At 72.3% G+C, this 13,081-nt stretch carries 12 protein-coding genes and 2 pseudogenes; 7 read left to right on the forward strand and 7 right to left on the reverse strand.

The window, feature by feature from the left end:
* Nucleotides 1–46 precede the first annotated feature (46 nt).
* Both ACQEWB_RS05365 and ACQEWB_RS05370 read right to left on the reverse strand, forming a co-directional pair.
* Entirely contained in the window at nucleotides 47–1,243 is a 1,197-nt protein-coding gene (locus tag ACQEWB_RS05365; protein WP_432827577.1) for a cysteine desulfurase-like protein, read from the reverse strand.
* A gap of 34 nt (nucleotides 1,244–1,277) precedes the next feature.
* Nucleotides 1,278–1,655, reverse strand: coding sequence for a MerR family transcriptional regulator (locus ACQEWB_RS05370; RefSeq protein ID WP_432827579.1), 378 nt, complete (start codon nucleotides 1,653–1,655; stop codon nucleotides 1,278–1,280).
* A gap of 115 nt (nucleotides 1,656–1,770) precedes the next feature.
* Between ACQEWB_RS05370 and ACQEWB_RS05375 the strand changes: the two genes are divergently transcribed.
* Entirely contained in the window at nucleotides 1,771–2,844 is a 1,074-nt protein-coding gene (locus ACQEWB_RS05375) for an alkene reductase (RefSeq protein ID WP_432827581.1), read from the forward strand.
* Here the strand turns inward: ACQEWB_RS05375 and ACQEWB_RS05380 are convergent.
* Complete coding sequence (locus ACQEWB_RS05380; RefSeq protein WP_432827583.1) at nucleotides 2,813–3,682, reverse strand: isocitrate lyase/PEP mutase family protein; 870 nt, start codon at nucleotides 3,680–3,682, stop codon at nucleotides 2,813–2,815. The two genes, ACQEWB_RS05375 and ACQEWB_RS05380, sit on opposite strands and share 32 nt — an antisense overlap.
* A 51-nt stretch (nucleotides 3,683–3,733) precedes the next feature.
* Complete coding sequence (locus tag ACQEWB_RS05385; protein ID WP_432827585.1) at nucleotides 3,734–4,900, reverse strand: cytochrome P450; 1,167 nt, start codon at nucleotides 4,898–4,900, stop codon at nucleotides 3,734–3,736.
* 145 nt (nucleotides 4,901–5,045) lie between these two features.
* On the opposite strand from ACQEWB_RS05385, the gene ACQEWB_RS05390 reads away from it, so the two are divergent.
* The 6 genes and pseudogenes from ACQEWB_RS05390 to ACQEWB_RS05415 all read left to right on the forward strand — a co-directional run bounded on the left by ACQEWB_RS05390 (nucleotide 5,046) and on the right by ACQEWB_RS05415 (nucleotide 10,248).
* Nucleotides 5,046–5,744: a FadR/GntR family transcriptional regulator gene (locus tag ACQEWB_RS05390; protein ID WP_432827587.1), complete on the forward strand. Its 699-nt coding sequence runs from the start codon at nucleotides 5,046–5,048 to the stop codon at nucleotides 5,742–5,744.
* 43 nt (nucleotides 5,745–5,787) lie between these two features.
* Nucleotides 5,788–7,218, forward strand: a complete 1,431-nt coding sequence (locus ACQEWB_RS05395) for a four-carbon acid sugar kinase family protein (RefSeq protein ID WP_432827589.1) — start codon at nucleotides 5,788–5,790, stop codon at nucleotides 7,216–7,218.
* Between the two features lie 82 nt (nucleotides 7,219–7,300).
* Nucleotides 7,301–7,441 carry a class II fructose-bisphosphate aldolase gene (locus tag ACQEWB_RS05400; protein WP_432827591.1) on the forward strand — a complete coding sequence of 47 codons (141 nt, stop codon included), beginning with the start codon at nucleotides 7,301–7,303 and terminating at the stop codon, nucleotides 7,439–7,441.
* Nucleotides 7,429–7,569 (forward strand): annotated as a pseudogene (locus tag ACQEWB_RS05405) (class II fructose-bisphosphate aldolase); the annotation flags it as partial. The gene ACQEWB_RS05400 and the pseudogene ACQEWB_RS05405, both read left to right, overlap by 13 nt.
* A 319-nt stretch (nucleotides 7,570–7,888) precedes the next feature.
* Nucleotides 7,889–8,806 carry an NAD(P)-dependent oxidoreductase gene (locus ACQEWB_RS05410; RefSeq protein WP_432827593.1) on the forward strand — a complete coding sequence of 306 codons (918 nt, stop codon included), beginning with the start codon at nucleotides 7,889–7,891 and terminating at the stop codon, nucleotides 8,804–8,806.
* A complete protein-coding gene (locus ACQEWB_RS05415; protein ID WP_432843650.1) occupies nucleotides 8,803–10,248 on the forward strand; it encodes an SLC13 family permease in 1,446 nt (481 codons plus the stop codon). The genes ACQEWB_RS05410 and ACQEWB_RS05415 overlap by 4 nt, the downstream gene beginning before the upstream one ends.
* Before the next feature lie 37 nt (nucleotides 10,249–10,285).
* Here ACQEWB_RS05415 and ACQEWB_RS05420 read toward each other — a convergent pair whose 3' ends face one another.
* The 3 genes and pseudogenes from ACQEWB_RS05420 to ACQEWB_RS05430 all read right to left on the reverse strand — a co-directional run bounded on the left by ACQEWB_RS05420 (nucleotide 10,286) and on the right by ACQEWB_RS05430 (nucleotide 13,009).
* The gene (locus tag ACQEWB_RS05420) at nucleotides 10,286–10,834 is read right to left on the reverse strand and encodes a hypothetical protein (RefSeq protein ID WP_432827595.1); all 549 of its coding nucleotides are present in this window, start codon (nucleotides 10,832–10,834) and stop codon (nucleotides 10,286–10,288) included.
* The gene (locus ACQEWB_RS05425; protein ID WP_432843652.1) at nucleotides 10,831–12,255 is read right to left on the reverse strand and encodes a sensor histidine kinase; all 1,425 of its coding nucleotides are present in this window, start codon (nucleotides 12,253–12,255) and stop codon (nucleotides 10,831–10,833) included. The genes ACQEWB_RS05420 and ACQEWB_RS05425 overlap by 4 nt, the downstream gene beginning before the upstream one ends.
* 62 nt (nucleotides 12,256–12,317) lie before the next feature.
* A pseudogene (locus tag ACQEWB_RS05430) lies at nucleotides 12,318–13,009 on the reverse strand (response regulator).
* Between the last annotated feature and the right edge of the window lie 72 nt (nucleotides 13,010–13,081).

Genomic DNA, 13,081 nt, shown 5'->3' on the forward strand with positions numbered 1-13,081 from the left:
GCACGACGAGTGAGGTGCGGGCCGGGGTGACTCCCCGGCCCGCGTCTCAGCGTGCCAGGAAGTCGGCCAGCCCCGTCAGCAACCGGTCCACGTCCTCCGCGCTGTTGTACGGCGCGAGTCCGACGCGCAGGCCCCCGGTGTCACCCAGACCGAGATGGCGCGAGGCCTCGATGGCGTAGAAGGAGCCGGCCGGCGCCTGGACGCCCCGCTCGGCGAGGAAGGCGTACGCGTCGGCCGTGCTGCGGTTCTCGAAGGTCAGCAGCACGGTAGGGGTGCGGTCGGCGGCCCTGGAGTGGACGGTGACCCCGTCCAGCGCGGCCAGGCCCTCGTCGATCCGGGTGCGCAGCACGTGTTCATGGGCTTCGAGCGCGGCGAACCCGGCGGCCAGCCGCTCTCGCCGGGTGCCGGTGGCCTTCGTGTCCAGGTGCTCGGCGAGGAAGTCGACCGCCGCCGTCGTCCCCGCGAGGAACTCGTAGGGCAGCGTGCCCAGTTCGAAGCGCTCGGGGACGGCGTCGGTGGAGGGCAGCAGCTTGTCCGGCCGCAGGGTCTCGAGCAACTCCGGCCGGGCGGCGAGGACTCCGTGGTGCGGACCGAGGAACTTGTACGGCGAGCAGACGAAGAAGTCCGCGCCGAGCGCATCGAGGTCGACCAGGGTGTGCGCGGTGTAGTGGACACCGTCGACGTACACGAGCGCTCCGGCCTCGTGTGCCGCGCGGGCGATCGCGGGGATGTCGGGGCGGGTGCCGATCAGGTTGGAGGCGGCGGTCACGGCGACGAGCCGGGTGCGCCCGGACAGCACGGCCCGGATGGCGTCGACCGTCAACTCTCCTGTCTTCGGGTCGAATTCGGCCCAGCGCACGGTGGCGCCCGACTGGACCCAGGGCCGGATGTCGGCGTCGTGGTCGAGCCGGGTGACGACCACCTCGTCGCCGGGCGACCAGGTCTTGGCGAGGGTGCGCGAGAAGTCGTACGTCAGCTGGGTGGCGCTGCGCCCGAAGACGACTCCCGCGGGATCCGCCCCGAGGAGGTCGGCCATGGCCCGCCGGGCCCCGGTGACGATCGACTCCGCGTTGCGCTCCCCCAGCGTGATCTGCCCCCGGTTCGACAGGGGCCGGGCCAGCGCGTCGGAGATGGCCCGGATGACGGGCTCCGGGGTCTGGGTGCCGCCCGGCCCGTCGAAGTGAGCGGTACCGGCGGCCAGGGCCGGGAAGTGGGAGCGGATGGCGGCGATGTCGTACGTCACATGGGCTCCTTGCGACCTGCTCGATCCGGACGTCTCAGCCTGCCACGGCGGTGCGCAGGCGCTCGCGGTGGGCCCGGTTCCCGGCCATCAGCCCGTCGAGGGCCTCCCGGGCGCGGATCAGGTCGGCGATGTGCCCGTCGAGCCGGTCACGTTCCTCGGCCATCCGCTCCAGCGCCGCGTCGGCGGTCTCCGCGCTGGGCGAGTCGACGCACGGCAGCAGTTCGGCGATGGTCCGGCTGGACAGGCCCGCCGCGTACATCCGCTGGAGGAACAGCACCCGTTCGACGTCGGAGTCGAGGTAGTGCCGCTGCCCGCTCGCGCTGCGCGTACTGCTGAGGAGGCCCTGCTCCTCGTAATAGCGCAGCGACCGGACGCTGACTCCGGCGCGTGCCGCGAGTTCCCCGATGCGCATGCCGCCCTCCCTGGTGTGATCCGGGGCACAGACCTCACCCCTGACGTCAACGTCAGGTTCTAGCGTAACCGTCGTGCCCGGGACCGGGCACGACGGACGAATGAGGTGACCTGACGTGACGACCCTTTTCACGAGCTACCGGCTCGGCGATCTCGCACTTCCCAACCGGGTGGTGATGGCCCCCATGACCCGCGTGCGGGCCGCGACGGGCGGCCTCGCGACCCCCTCGATGGCGCGTTACTACGCCCAGCGGGCCACGGCCGGCCTGATCGTCACCGAGGGGGTGCAGCCGAGCCTGGTCGGGCAGTCCAACCCGGGGACGCCGGGCCTGTACACCGATGAGCAGGTGGCTTCCTGGCGTCCGGTGACGGAGGCCGTGCACACCAACGGGGGCCGGATCTTCGCGCAGATCATGCACGGCGGGCGGGTCTCGCACCCGGACACGACCGGGTTGCGGCCCGTGGGCCCCTCGGCCGTGGCCGCCGTCGGCGAGGTGTTCACCCCGACGGGCCCGCAGCCCGCGCCACTTCCGCGCGCACTGGACACCGCCGAGGTCACCGAACACGCCGAGTCGTACGCCGAGGCCGCGCGCCGTGCCGTGGATGCCGGGTTCGACGGGGTGGAACTGCACGGCGCCAACGGCTACTTGATCTCGCAGTTCCTCTCCTCCAACGCCAACCTGCGCACGGACGGCTACGGCGGCCCGGTCACCAACCGGATCCGGTTCGTCGTCGAGGCGGCCGCCGCGACCGTGGACGCCGTGGGCGCCGAACGGACGGGGATCCGTCTCTCACCGGGCGGCACCTTCTGGGGAGTCGAGGAGTCCGACGTCACCGAGCTGTACACCGCGCTCCTGGCCGAACTGTCCCGACTCGGGCTGGCTTACGTCCATCTGGAGCTCACCGCCCCCGAGGAGACGCTCGTCGCCCTGCGCCGGGCGTGGCCGGGCGCCCTGGTCGTGAACCCGACGCTGCCGTTGGGCGCCAAGCAGACCGGCCGCGCCGACGCCGACCACTGGCTCGGTCTCGGCGCCGACCTCATCAGCTTCGGGCGCGCCTTCATCGCCAACCCCGACCTGGTGGAGCGCCTGCGCACCGGGCTGCCGATCGCCCCCGCCGACGAGGCGACCTACTTCCAGGGCGGCGACAAGGGCTACCTCACGTACCCGGCCTATCAGCACTCGGCGTGAAGAGGCGGTTGAGCTCGTTCTGCGGGAGCTGCGCGTCGGCGTAGGAGAAGGTGCCCTTCTCCGCCAACTCCCGTGCGGCGGCGATCAGATGGCCGTACATCGCGCGGGCGATGCTGCCGCCGACGGTGACCCGCCGGACGCCGAGTTCGCGCAGTCCGTCCAGGGTGAGCGCGTTGCCGGTCAGGCCCATGACCACGTTGAGCGGGCCGTCGATCTCGCGCACCAGGGTGCCGATGGTGGCGGCGTCGGCGGCGCCCGGGACGAAGGCGCAGTCGGCGCCGGCCGCGAGGTAGGCGTTGGCGCGGGCGACGCAGTCGTCGAGCGTGCCGCCGACGAGCAGTCCGTCGGTGCGGCCGACCAGGACGAACGGCGCACCGCTCGCGTCCACGGCGGCCCGGGCGGCGCGGATGCGGTCGGCGGACAACTCCGGTTCGTACAGCGGCCGTTCACGGGACCCGGTGAAGTCCTCGATGTTGCCGCCCGCGGCACCGGCGGCGAGCGTCATGGCGATCGTCTCGGCCACGGTCTCGGGCGCTTCGCCGTACCCGTCCTCCAGATCGGCGCTGAGCGGCACCCCGATCTCGCCGGCGATCTCTCGGACCCGGCGCAGCATGGTCTCCCGGCCGACCCGCTCCTCCGGCGCCTGCTCGGCGAAGAAGTCGTGGTCGGGGCGGCCGAGCGAGAAGGCGACGCCCGCGCTGGTGGTCGCCACCGCGGGGAACCCGGCCGCCTCCAGGACCCGGGCGCTGCCCACGTCCCAGGCGTTGGGCAGCAGGAAGCAGCCCTCCCGGTGCAACTCGACGAACCGCGCGGCCCGTTCGCGTCGTGCGCTGTCCATGTGTTTCCCCTTGAAGACGACGAGTTGTTCCTGACGAATCCGGAAGGCCCCTCAGCCGCGCCCGTCCCAGAGAACATGCAGCGTGGGCGGCTTGCGGAAGACCAGGCCGTACGGCGCGGCCGGGCGAGCCGGGTCGAGGCGGAGACCAGGGAGGCGTTCGAGGAGCCGCTGGAGGGCTATGCGCGTTTCCAGCCGGGCGAGGTGGGCGGCGATGCAGTGGTGCGGGCCGTGCGCGAAGGCGAGTTGGAGGCGGGCGTTGGCGCGCCGGACATCGAAGCGGTCCGGGTCCGGGAAGGTCTCCGGGTCGCGGTTGGCGCCGGCCAGGGAGACCGTGACGAGGTCACCGCGGCGGATCCCGGCCGTACCCAGCACGGTGTCCCGGGTGGCGTAGCGATCCACGACCGCGGCGCCGGGTTCGAGCCGCAGGGACTCCTCGACCACACCGTCCAGCAGCTCCAAGTCTCCCCGGACGAGGGCGAGTTGCTCGGGATCCGCCAACAGGTGAAGCACCGCATTCGTGATCATCGCTTCGACGGTCTCGATCCCGCCGAACATCATCACCGCCGCGTTGGACGCCACCTCGGGCACCGGCAGCCGCCCGGCGGCGGAGACGAGCAGCGAGGCCGCGCCCCGGTCGGCGACGGTGGCCTCCACGGCGGCCCGCAGCTCCGAGTAGGCCGCGACCCCCTCCGGCGCCGCAGCCAGTCCGGCGGTGATCTCGGAGACCGACCGCACGATGGTGTCGTACCAGGAGAGGACGGTGTCCGTGGTGGCGCCGACGAGTCCGAGCGCCTCGGTGACGACGGCGACGGCGAGCGGTCCGGCGAAGGCACGGCGCAACTCGCAGGCGCCGTCCGGCTCCAGCGCCGTGACGAGCCGGTCGGTCTCCCGCTCGATGAACGACGCGAAGCCCTCCCGCACCGCCCGCGGTCGGAAGGGGGCGGCGAACGGCTCGCGGTGGCGGGCGTGTTCGGCGCCGTCCAGGGACAGCATGCTCGGGCCGACGACCTGTGCGGTGGAGAAGCGCGGGTCGTCGACGGTGTAGGTCTCGCTGTCCCGCATCACGCTCAGCGCGAGATCCCGGCGGGTCACCAGCCAGCCGTCCAGCTCGGGCAGCCAGGACACCGGCTCCCGCGCCCGCAGGCGCGCCAGCCGGGGGTGCGGATCACGGGCGAGCTCGGCGAGGGAGGTCGCGGCGCCGATGGGGAAATCGATCACGCCCCAGGCTAACAACGGCCCGGTATCTCCGTCCGGGGGTATTGACGGGCCCTCCACCCGGTGTCATCGTTTCCGGCATGTAGACATCAGATGTCTGACGTCTGATGTGGAAGCCGCCCAAAGAGCCGAACGAAGAGGTCCCACCATGTCGCTCTCGGACGACCTCGCCGAGCAGCTGCTCACCGCGATCATCGACGGCGAGTACCCGCCGGACGCCGCCCTCCCGCCCGAGGGCGAGCTCTCGGAGCTGAGCGGCGTCAGCCGGCTGACCGTGCGGGAGGCGGTGAAGCAGCTGCGCGCCCAGAACGTCGTCCGGGTGGTGCGCGGCCGCGGCACCTACGTCAACCCGCCGGACCGCTGGACCGCCCTGGAGCCGGTGGTCCGGGCGGCCTCGCGCACCTCCAGCGGCGCCCTGTCGGAGCGGCTGATCGAGGCGCGCCGGCTGATCGAGAACGGCGCCTGCGAGCTGGCCGCCACCCGGCGCGGCGAGGAGGACCTGGAGGAGCTGCGCCGACACCTCGCGGTGATGCGGGAGGCCGCCGACGCCGGCGACACCGAGCAGTTCGTGCAGGCCGACATCGACTTCCACGACACGGTGATGCGGGCGACGGGCAACCTCTTCGTACCGCTGCTCTTCGAGCCGTTCGGCCCCCTGCTGGTCGAGGGGCGCCGGGAGACCTCGGCCGTGCCCGAGATCCGTACGAACGCCATCGCGCACCACGAGCGGGTGCTCGCCGCGCTGGAGTCCGGCAACCCCGAGGCCGCCCGGGCCGCGATGGACGGCCATATGAACCAGACCGCGGACGACCTGCGCACCCACGTGATCAAGCGCGACCAGGGCTGACACCGCCCCGCCCCAACTCCCCTTCCAGGACCAGGATTTCGCCATGTCCCCACCCCTCCCTGCCCGAACGGCGGCCGTCCCCGAGGCCGACGTACTGGCCGGACTCCCCCCGGTCCGTGCCGTCAGTGCCGCCGAGGTGGCCACCCGCATCTCCGGCGGCCCCCGTCTCGTGGTCCTGGACGACGACCCGACCGGCACCCAGACCGTCGCCGACGTACCGGTCCTGACCTCCTGGACCGTGGACGACCTGCGCTGGGCCCTGCGCCAGGACAGCTCGGCCTTCTTCGTCCTCACCAACACCCGCAGCCTGTCCCCCGAGGACGCGGCCACCCGCAACCGCGAGGTCGTACGCGCCCTGCGCACGGCGTCGGCGGCCGAGGGCACCGAGTACGTCATCGCCAGCCGCGGCGACTCGACCCTGCGCGGCCACTTCCCGCTGGAGACCGACGTCCTGACGGAGGAACTCGGCACGGTGGACGGTGTCGTACTCGTCCCCGCCTACATCGAGGCGGGCCGCCTGACCGTCGCCTCCCACCACTGGATGCGCACGCCGGACGGCCTCCTACCGGTGGGCGAGAGCGAGTTCGCCCGAGACGCCACCTTCGGCTACACCAGCTCCTCGCTGCCCGACTGGATCGAGGAGAAGACCGCAGGCCGACAGCCCGCGGGCGAGGTCCTTCGGATCACCCTCGACGACCTGCGCGCCGGCGGCCCGACCCACACGGCACGGCTCCTGTCCTCACTGCGCGGCGGCCGTACGGCAGTCGTGGACGCCGTGTGCGACGACGACCTGCGGATACTGGCACTGGCCCTCGCGGAGGCGGAAGAGAACGGCAGCCGACTCCTCTACCGCGTCGGCCCGTCCTTCGTCCGGGCCCGCGCCGGCCAGGCCGGACGCCCCCCGCTCACCTCACCCGAACTGAGCCGACTGCGCGGGAGGTCACCACACGGCCTGATCGCCGTCGGCTCCCATGTCTCCCTCACCACAAGGCAGTTGGACCGACTCCGCCAACGCGGCGGGATCGCCGAGTACGAACTCGACGTGGCCCGACTCCTCGACGAACGCCGCGACGCCCACATCTCCGAGGTCGCGGCCGCCGCCTCCCGCGCCCTGCACTCGGCGGACGCCGTGATCCGCACCTCGCGCACGCTCGTGACCGGCGCCGACGCGGACGACAGCCTGGCGATCTCCCGCCGCGTCTCCGCGGCCCTGGTGGAGGCCGTACGCCAGGTCACCGCCATCCGCCGCCCCGCCTTCGTCATAGCCAAGGGCGGCATCACCTCCAGCGACACGGCCACCCACGGCCTCCAGATCCGCCGCGCCTGGGCCCGAGGCACCCTGCTCCCCGGCATCGTCTCGCTCTGGGAGCCGGTGGACGGCCCCGCCGCCGGCATCCCCTACATCGTCTTCGCCGGAAACGTCGGCACCGACGACGCTCTCGCCGACGCCCTCGACCTGCTCAGGAGCGCGTGATGCCGCTGCACGGAACCGACGCGCTCAAGGAGGCCGCGGCCACCGGACGCCCCGTCCTGTCCAGGCGGGCTACACCTCAGTCATGATCGACGGCTCCCACGTGCCCTTCGCCGAAAACATCGCCCTCACCAAAGAGGCGGTACGCCGGGCCCGCGACCACTCGACCATGACCGACCGGCACGGGCGGCCGACTTCGTGGCCGCAACGGGCGTGGACGCACTGACCATCGCCGTCGCCAACGTCCACGGCTTCACCAAGAACCCGATCCACCTCGACCTGAACCGACTGGCCACGATCCACGAGACCGTCCCGGTCCCCTTGGTCCTGCACGGCGCCCTCGCACGCGGGGTGGCCAAGGCCAACGCCAACGCCGAACTGCGCCGCGCCTACCTGGACGCCATAAGCGCCCTGGAGGTCATGGGCCGCCTGAGCCCCGAACCAGCAGAGAACGACGACCTACAGCCGCCCACGCACGGAAGCGGGTCGGGGCGGTACGGCGCAACCCGCCGCTTACGTGGTCCGTTGGGCTCGTTCCCCCCTCAAGACACAGCAGTACCGTCGGCGGCGGGTTCGCCGTACCGCCCCGACCCCGACCCACCCACGCACCCCACGGCGCCGGGGCCTCCCCACCCCGGCGTTCCTCCCTCCCCCCGTCCCCAGGAGAACACCCATGTCCACCCACCCCCGTCCCCACACCACCGTGCTGGGCCTAGGCGCCATGGGCCTCCCCATGGCCCGCCGCCTCACCACCCAACTCCCCGTCACCGTCTACGACATCGCCCCAGACCGCCGCGCCACCCTCACCGCCGAGGGAGCGCACGAGGCCACTTCCCCCGCCGAAGCCGCACACGACGCCGACATCGTCGTACTCGCCGTACGCGACCAGCCACAACTACAGGACGCCCTGTTCGGCGAAACCGGCGCCGCCCAGACCCTGCGCCCCGGCACGGTCGTGATCCTCACCAGCACCATCGGCCCCGAAGCGGCCCGCACCACCGCCACCCGCCTCGCCGACCACGGAGTACTCACCGTCGACGCCCCGGTCAGTGGCGGCCCGCTCCGAGCCGGCAACGGCGACCTCCTGATCGTCGTAGGCGCCGAGGACGTAGCGCTGAAGGCGGCCCGCCCAGTCCTGGACCTGCTCGCCTCCACGCTCACCGTCGTCGGCCCACGCCCGGGCGACGGCCAGGCGATGAAGGCGGTCAACCAACTCCTCGCCGGCGTACACATCGCGGCCGCGGCCGAGGCGATCGCCCTCGCACGCGGACTCGGCCTCGACCCGGCCACGGTCGTGGAGAGCCTCAAGCACGGCGCCGCAGGCTCGTTCATGTTCGCCGACCGCGGCCCACGCATGGTCGAGACGTACGAGGACGGCCCCGACCCCGAGGTCAAGTCACGGCTCGACATCTTCGTCAAGGACATGGGCATAGTCACCGGCATCGCGAAGAACGCCCACGTCCCCGTACCGCTGGCCGCCGCGGCGGAACAGCTCTACCTGCTCGGCGAGGGCGCAGGCCTCGGCGCCCGCGACGACTCCTCGGTGGTCACCGTCCTCTCCCCCAAGTCCCCGGAAGGAGAGGGACGATGAGCCACTCCGCCCTGCTCACCATCGCGGTCGCCGGTGTCGCGACCCTGCTGCTGCTCATCCTCAAGGCGAAGGTCCAGCCGTTCGTCGCGCTGGTGGTCGTCAGCATCGGCGTCGCACTCGCCGCGGGCGTGCCCGCCGCCGACCTGGTGAAGACGATCGAGGACGGCATGGGCGCCACCCTCGGCCACATCGCCACCATCATCGCCCTCGGCGCGATGATCGGCCGGATCATCGAACTCTCCGGCGGCGCCCACGCGTTCGCGTACGCACTCATCGACAAGTTCGGTTCCCGCCGAATTCCCCTCGCGCTGACCGTCGCCGGCTTCGTGCTGGGCATCCCGGTCTTCTTCGAGGTCGGCCTGATCATCCTGATGCCGATCGCGTACGGCGTGGCCCGCGCCTCCCGCAGACCCCTTCTGCTGTACGCGCTGCCGATGGGCGCGGCGATGCTCACCGTGCACGCGTTCCTGCCCCCGCACCCGGGTGCCGTCGCGGTCGCCGCGACGATCGGCGCCAGTCAGGGCCTGATGCTGCTGCTGGGCCTGCCCGTAACGGCGGCAGTCGCCCTGCTCGGCTTCTTCGTCGCCCGCCGCCTGACCCGCCGCGAGTACCCGATGGACCCGACGGTGCACGCGGAGGTGTACGGAGACCCGGCGCCGGACAACGGCGCCGAGCCCTCGGACTCAAAGCAGCCCGGAACACCCGACGACGACGGCGGCCGCACCACCGCCGTACTCACCAAGCCGGCCCCCTCCGCCACCGAGGTCCAACCGCCGTCCTTCACCATGGTCCTGGCACTGATCGTCACCCCGATCCTGCTGATCCTCCTCGGCACGATCGGCCAGAACACCCTCGCCGAGGGCTCCACCCTGCGCGCCGTGCTCACGGTCCTGGGCGCTCCGATGGTGGCGCTGCTCATCGACGTTGCCCTGTGCGGCTGGCTGCTCGGAGCCCGGCGCGGCTGGGACCGGCCGCGGATCGCCGAGGTGATGGGCTCCGCGCTGCCGCCGGTCGCGATGGTGATCCTGGTGGCGGGCGCCGGTGGTGTGTTCGGCAAGGTGCTGGTCGCCGGCGGTATCGGCGACGCGATCGCGGACGTACTGGAGCAGACCGGTCTGCCCGTGCTGCTGCTGGCGTTCCTCACGTCCCTGGCCCTGCGCGCGGCCCAGGGCTCGGCGACGGTCGCCCTCATCACCACCGCGGGCATCCTCACCCCGCTGCTGCACCGCGCCGACCTGTCGACGGGCCATCTGTCGCTGGTCGCCCTGGCCATGGGCGCGGGCGCCCTGTCCCTCTCCCACATCAACGACGCCGGCTTCTGGATGTTCACCAAGCTGGCCGGCCTGGACGTGGCGTCCGGCCTGCGCACATGGACGGTCCTCACCACGGTCATGGGCGTAACCGGCTTCGCCCTCACCGCGGCGCTGTGGCCACTGCTCTGACGGAGTCGGCCATGCAAAGCGACTCTCGCGTCGCACTTCATCGCACCGGACAGTCCTCCACCGACCCCTGGGTCCGCCGCCCGTTGCCGTCGACGACATAGCCCATGGCCGGGTTGTTCGACGCGTCGGAGATGCGCCGGACAGCGGCGGCCGTGCAGATGAGCTGCCGGGTCGCGAGGTCGCTCAACTCCCCTGTCCCCGCAGGCATTTGGATCACGAGCTCACTCCCCTTCACCGACACCGTGGGCACGTCCACCGGGGCCTCGGACGGCTCAGGGGTGGCGGCCGCCTCACGAGGGGCCCTGGTCGGCATGCCGGTCAGTGCCGTCGAGTAACCGACGGCCGCCTCCCCGGAACTCGGGCCTTCCAGCAAAAGTCGCATGGCCGTCTCGGTGTCGCCGGGGCGGTCGGTGATGCGTGGGACCGCGACGACCGAGTCGGCCCGGACGAAGTAGACCGTGGTGACCGGCGTGACGCCGCTCGCGGGGCCGCCGGCCTCGACCACCCCGGTCGCCGGGATGTCGCAGGAGGTCAGCGCGAGGAGGGCGGGCGCCAGCAGCAGCGGGACGCGGTGTCGGGCCTTCATGACCGGTGCTCCTCGGGCAACTCGTCCCGCCACAGCGGGAGTTCGACGGTGAAGACGGCGCCGCCGCCCGGGTGGTTCGCCGCGCGCACGGTGCCGCCGTGCATCCGGACGTTCTCGGCGGTGATCGACAGCCCGAGCCCGCTGCCCTCGGAACGGGTGCGCGCGGTGTCCGACTTGTAGAACCGCTCGAAGACGTACGGGAGTACGTCTTCGGGGATGCCTCGGCCGCTGTCCCATACCTGGATCACCGCCAGGTGTGCCGGGGCGGGCGCAGCGCTCAGCCGTACCCGCACCGGACGGGCGCCGTGCTTGAGGGCGTTGCCGACCAGGTTGGCGACGACCACGTCGAGGCGGCGCGGGTCGACCTGGCCGCGTACGGCGTCGGGCGGTGGCAGGTCCGTCTCCACCGTGTCCGTCCAGCCGCGGGAGGCGAGCGTGCGCCGGATCGACTCGGCGAGGTCGATCTCGTCGAGGTGCAGTACCGCGGCGCCCGCGTCGAAGCGGGATATCTCCATCAAGTCGTCGACCAGACGGGCCAGTTTCACCGTCTCCTCGCTGATCAGCCGGACCGCGGTGGCCGTGTCCGGGTCCAGCCGGGCGGCGTCCTCGTCCAGGACGTCGGTGACCGCCGCCATCGCGGCCAGCGGGGTGCGCAGTTCGTGCGAGACGTCCGCGGCGAAGCGCCGGGCCCGCGCCTCCATCTCGCGCAGCTCCGCCACCGAGGTCTCCAGCGCGGCGGCCGTCTCGTTGAACGTGTGGGAGAGGTCGGCGAGTTCGTCGGAGCCGTGGACCGCGAGCCGGGTGTCCAGGCGCCCCTCGGCGATCCGCCGGGTGGCCTGCCGCAGCGCCCGCACCGGCCGCAGCACACCGCGGGCGGCGAACAGGGCGAGCACGACCGCGAGCAACAGGGCCGGGATCATGGCCCGTTCGACGGCGGTGACCAGGGCGTCGACGTACGCCTGTTCCGTGGTCTGCGGAACGACCAGGAAGACCCGCACCCCGGACTCCGTCCGGGACTCGTCGCCGAAGGCGACCGACATGCCGACCACGAGGGAGGTACGGCCGTCCGCGCGCACCCGCTGGAAGACGGTGGCCGAGCTGGACGCGACCGCCTTGCGCACGGCGGGTGTCAGCTCGGGGAAGGTGTCGCCGGCGGCGGAGGTGGCGCTGAGGCCCCGGTAGGTGACCAGCACGCGCCAGCCGCCCGAGGCCTCGGTGTCCGCCAGGTCGGCGGCGAAACTCCGCAGCCCCGACTCGTCCGGAGGGAAGCCGAGTTGGGGGGCGTGCTGGGTGGCCTGGACGCGGAGTTGACGGATGACGGCGTCCTGGCTCTGCTGGAGCACTCCGGTGCGCGCCTCCCGGAAGGTCAGCGCGCCGGTCGTGGTGGCGGCGACGGTGGCGACGAGCCCGAAGGCGACCATCAGGCGGGCCCGCAGGCCGCGCAGCCGTCTCTTGCGCACGGCGCCGATGCGCCTCGGTGTCCTCACGGGGCGGCGAAACGGTAGCCGAAACCGCGGACGGTGTGGATGTAGCGCGGGGCCTTGGGCGGCTCGTACATCTTGGTGCGCAGCCGTTTGACGCAGGCGTCCACCAGGCGGGCGTCGCCGTGGTAGTCGTGCTCCCAGACGGCCTCCAGGAGTTGCTGCCTGCTGAACACCTGGCCGGGCGAGGCGGAGAGGGTGAGCAGGAGCCGTAGCTCGGAAGGGGCGAGCGCGATCGGCTCGCCCTCCAGCGTGACGGTGAAACCGGCCCGGTCGACGGCCAGTTCACCGTAGGTGTCGATCTTCGGCAGGACGGCGTCGGTGGCCGCCGTGCCGGCCCGGCGCAGGACGGCGCGGATCCTGGCGTCGAGCACCCTGGCCTGCACGGGCTTGACCACGTAGTCGTCGGCCCCCGCCTCCAGACCGACAACGATGTCCACTTCGTCCCCCGGGCGGTGGCCATGATGATCGGCAGCGTCTGGTCGACGGCCCGGATGGCCCGGCACACGTCCAGTCCCGTCATGCCGGGCAGCATCAGATCGAGGACCACGATGTCCGGCCGGAAGGCCCGCAACCGCTCCATGCCCTCCTCACCCGTGGCGGTGGCGGCCACCTCGTGACCCTGGCGACGCAGGGCCAGGTCGACACCCTCGCGCACGGCGCGGTCGTCTTCGATCAGTAGTACACGTGACATGGGCACAGTATCCACATGGCATGAGCAGGACGGGGCGTTATCGTCTCGTTATCTTGCGGGCCAGGTTCGATC

The organism is Streptomyces sp. CA-249302 (assembly GCF_050936785.1).
Classification (GTDB): domain Bacteria; phylum Actinomycetota; class Actinomycetes; order Streptomycetales; family Streptomycetaceae; genus Streptomyces.

What these genes read in the sequence shown, in the direction of transcription:
- ACQEWB_RS05370 (WP_432827579.1), bottom strand. Translation starts at nt 1,655, where the DNA reads ATGCGCATCGGGGAACTCGCGGCACGCGCCGGAGTCAGCGTCCGGTCG.
- ACQEWB_RS05380 (WP_432827583.1), bottom strand. Translation starts at nt 3,682, where the DNA reads ATGGACAGCGCACGACGCGAACGGGCCGCGCGGTTCGTCGAGTTGCAC.
- ACQEWB_RS05390 (WP_432827587.1), top strand. Translation starts at nt 5,046, where the DNA reads ATGTCGCTCTCGGACGACCTCGCCGAGCAGCTGCTCACCGCGATCATC.
- ACQEWB_RS05395 (WP_432827589.1), top strand. Translation starts at nt 5,788, where the DNA reads ATGTCCCCACCCCTCCCTGCCCGAACGGCGGCCGTCCCCGAGGCCGAC.
- ACQEWB_RS05400 (WP_432827591.1), top strand. Translation starts at nt 7,301, where the DNA reads ATGATCGACGGCTCCCACGTGCCCTTCGCCGAAAACATCGCCCTCACC.
- ACQEWB_RS05410 (WP_432827593.1), top strand. Translation starts at nt 7,889, where the DNA reads ATGTCCACCCACCCCCGTCCCCACACCACCGTGCTGGGCCTAGGCGCC.
- ACQEWB_RS05415 (WP_432843650.1), top strand. Translation starts at nt 8,803, where the DNA reads ATGAGCCACTCCGCCCTGCTCACCATCGCGGTCGCCGGTGTCGCGACC.
- ACQEWB_RS05420 (WP_432827595.1), bottom strand. Translation starts at nt 10,834, where the DNA reads ATGAAGGCCCGACACCGCGTCCCGCTGCTGCTGGCGCCCGCCCTCCTC.
- ACQEWB_RS05425 (WP_432843652.1), bottom strand. Translation starts at nt 12,255, where the DNA reads ATGGTCGCCTTCGGGCTCGTCGCCACCGTCGCCGCCACCACGACCGGC.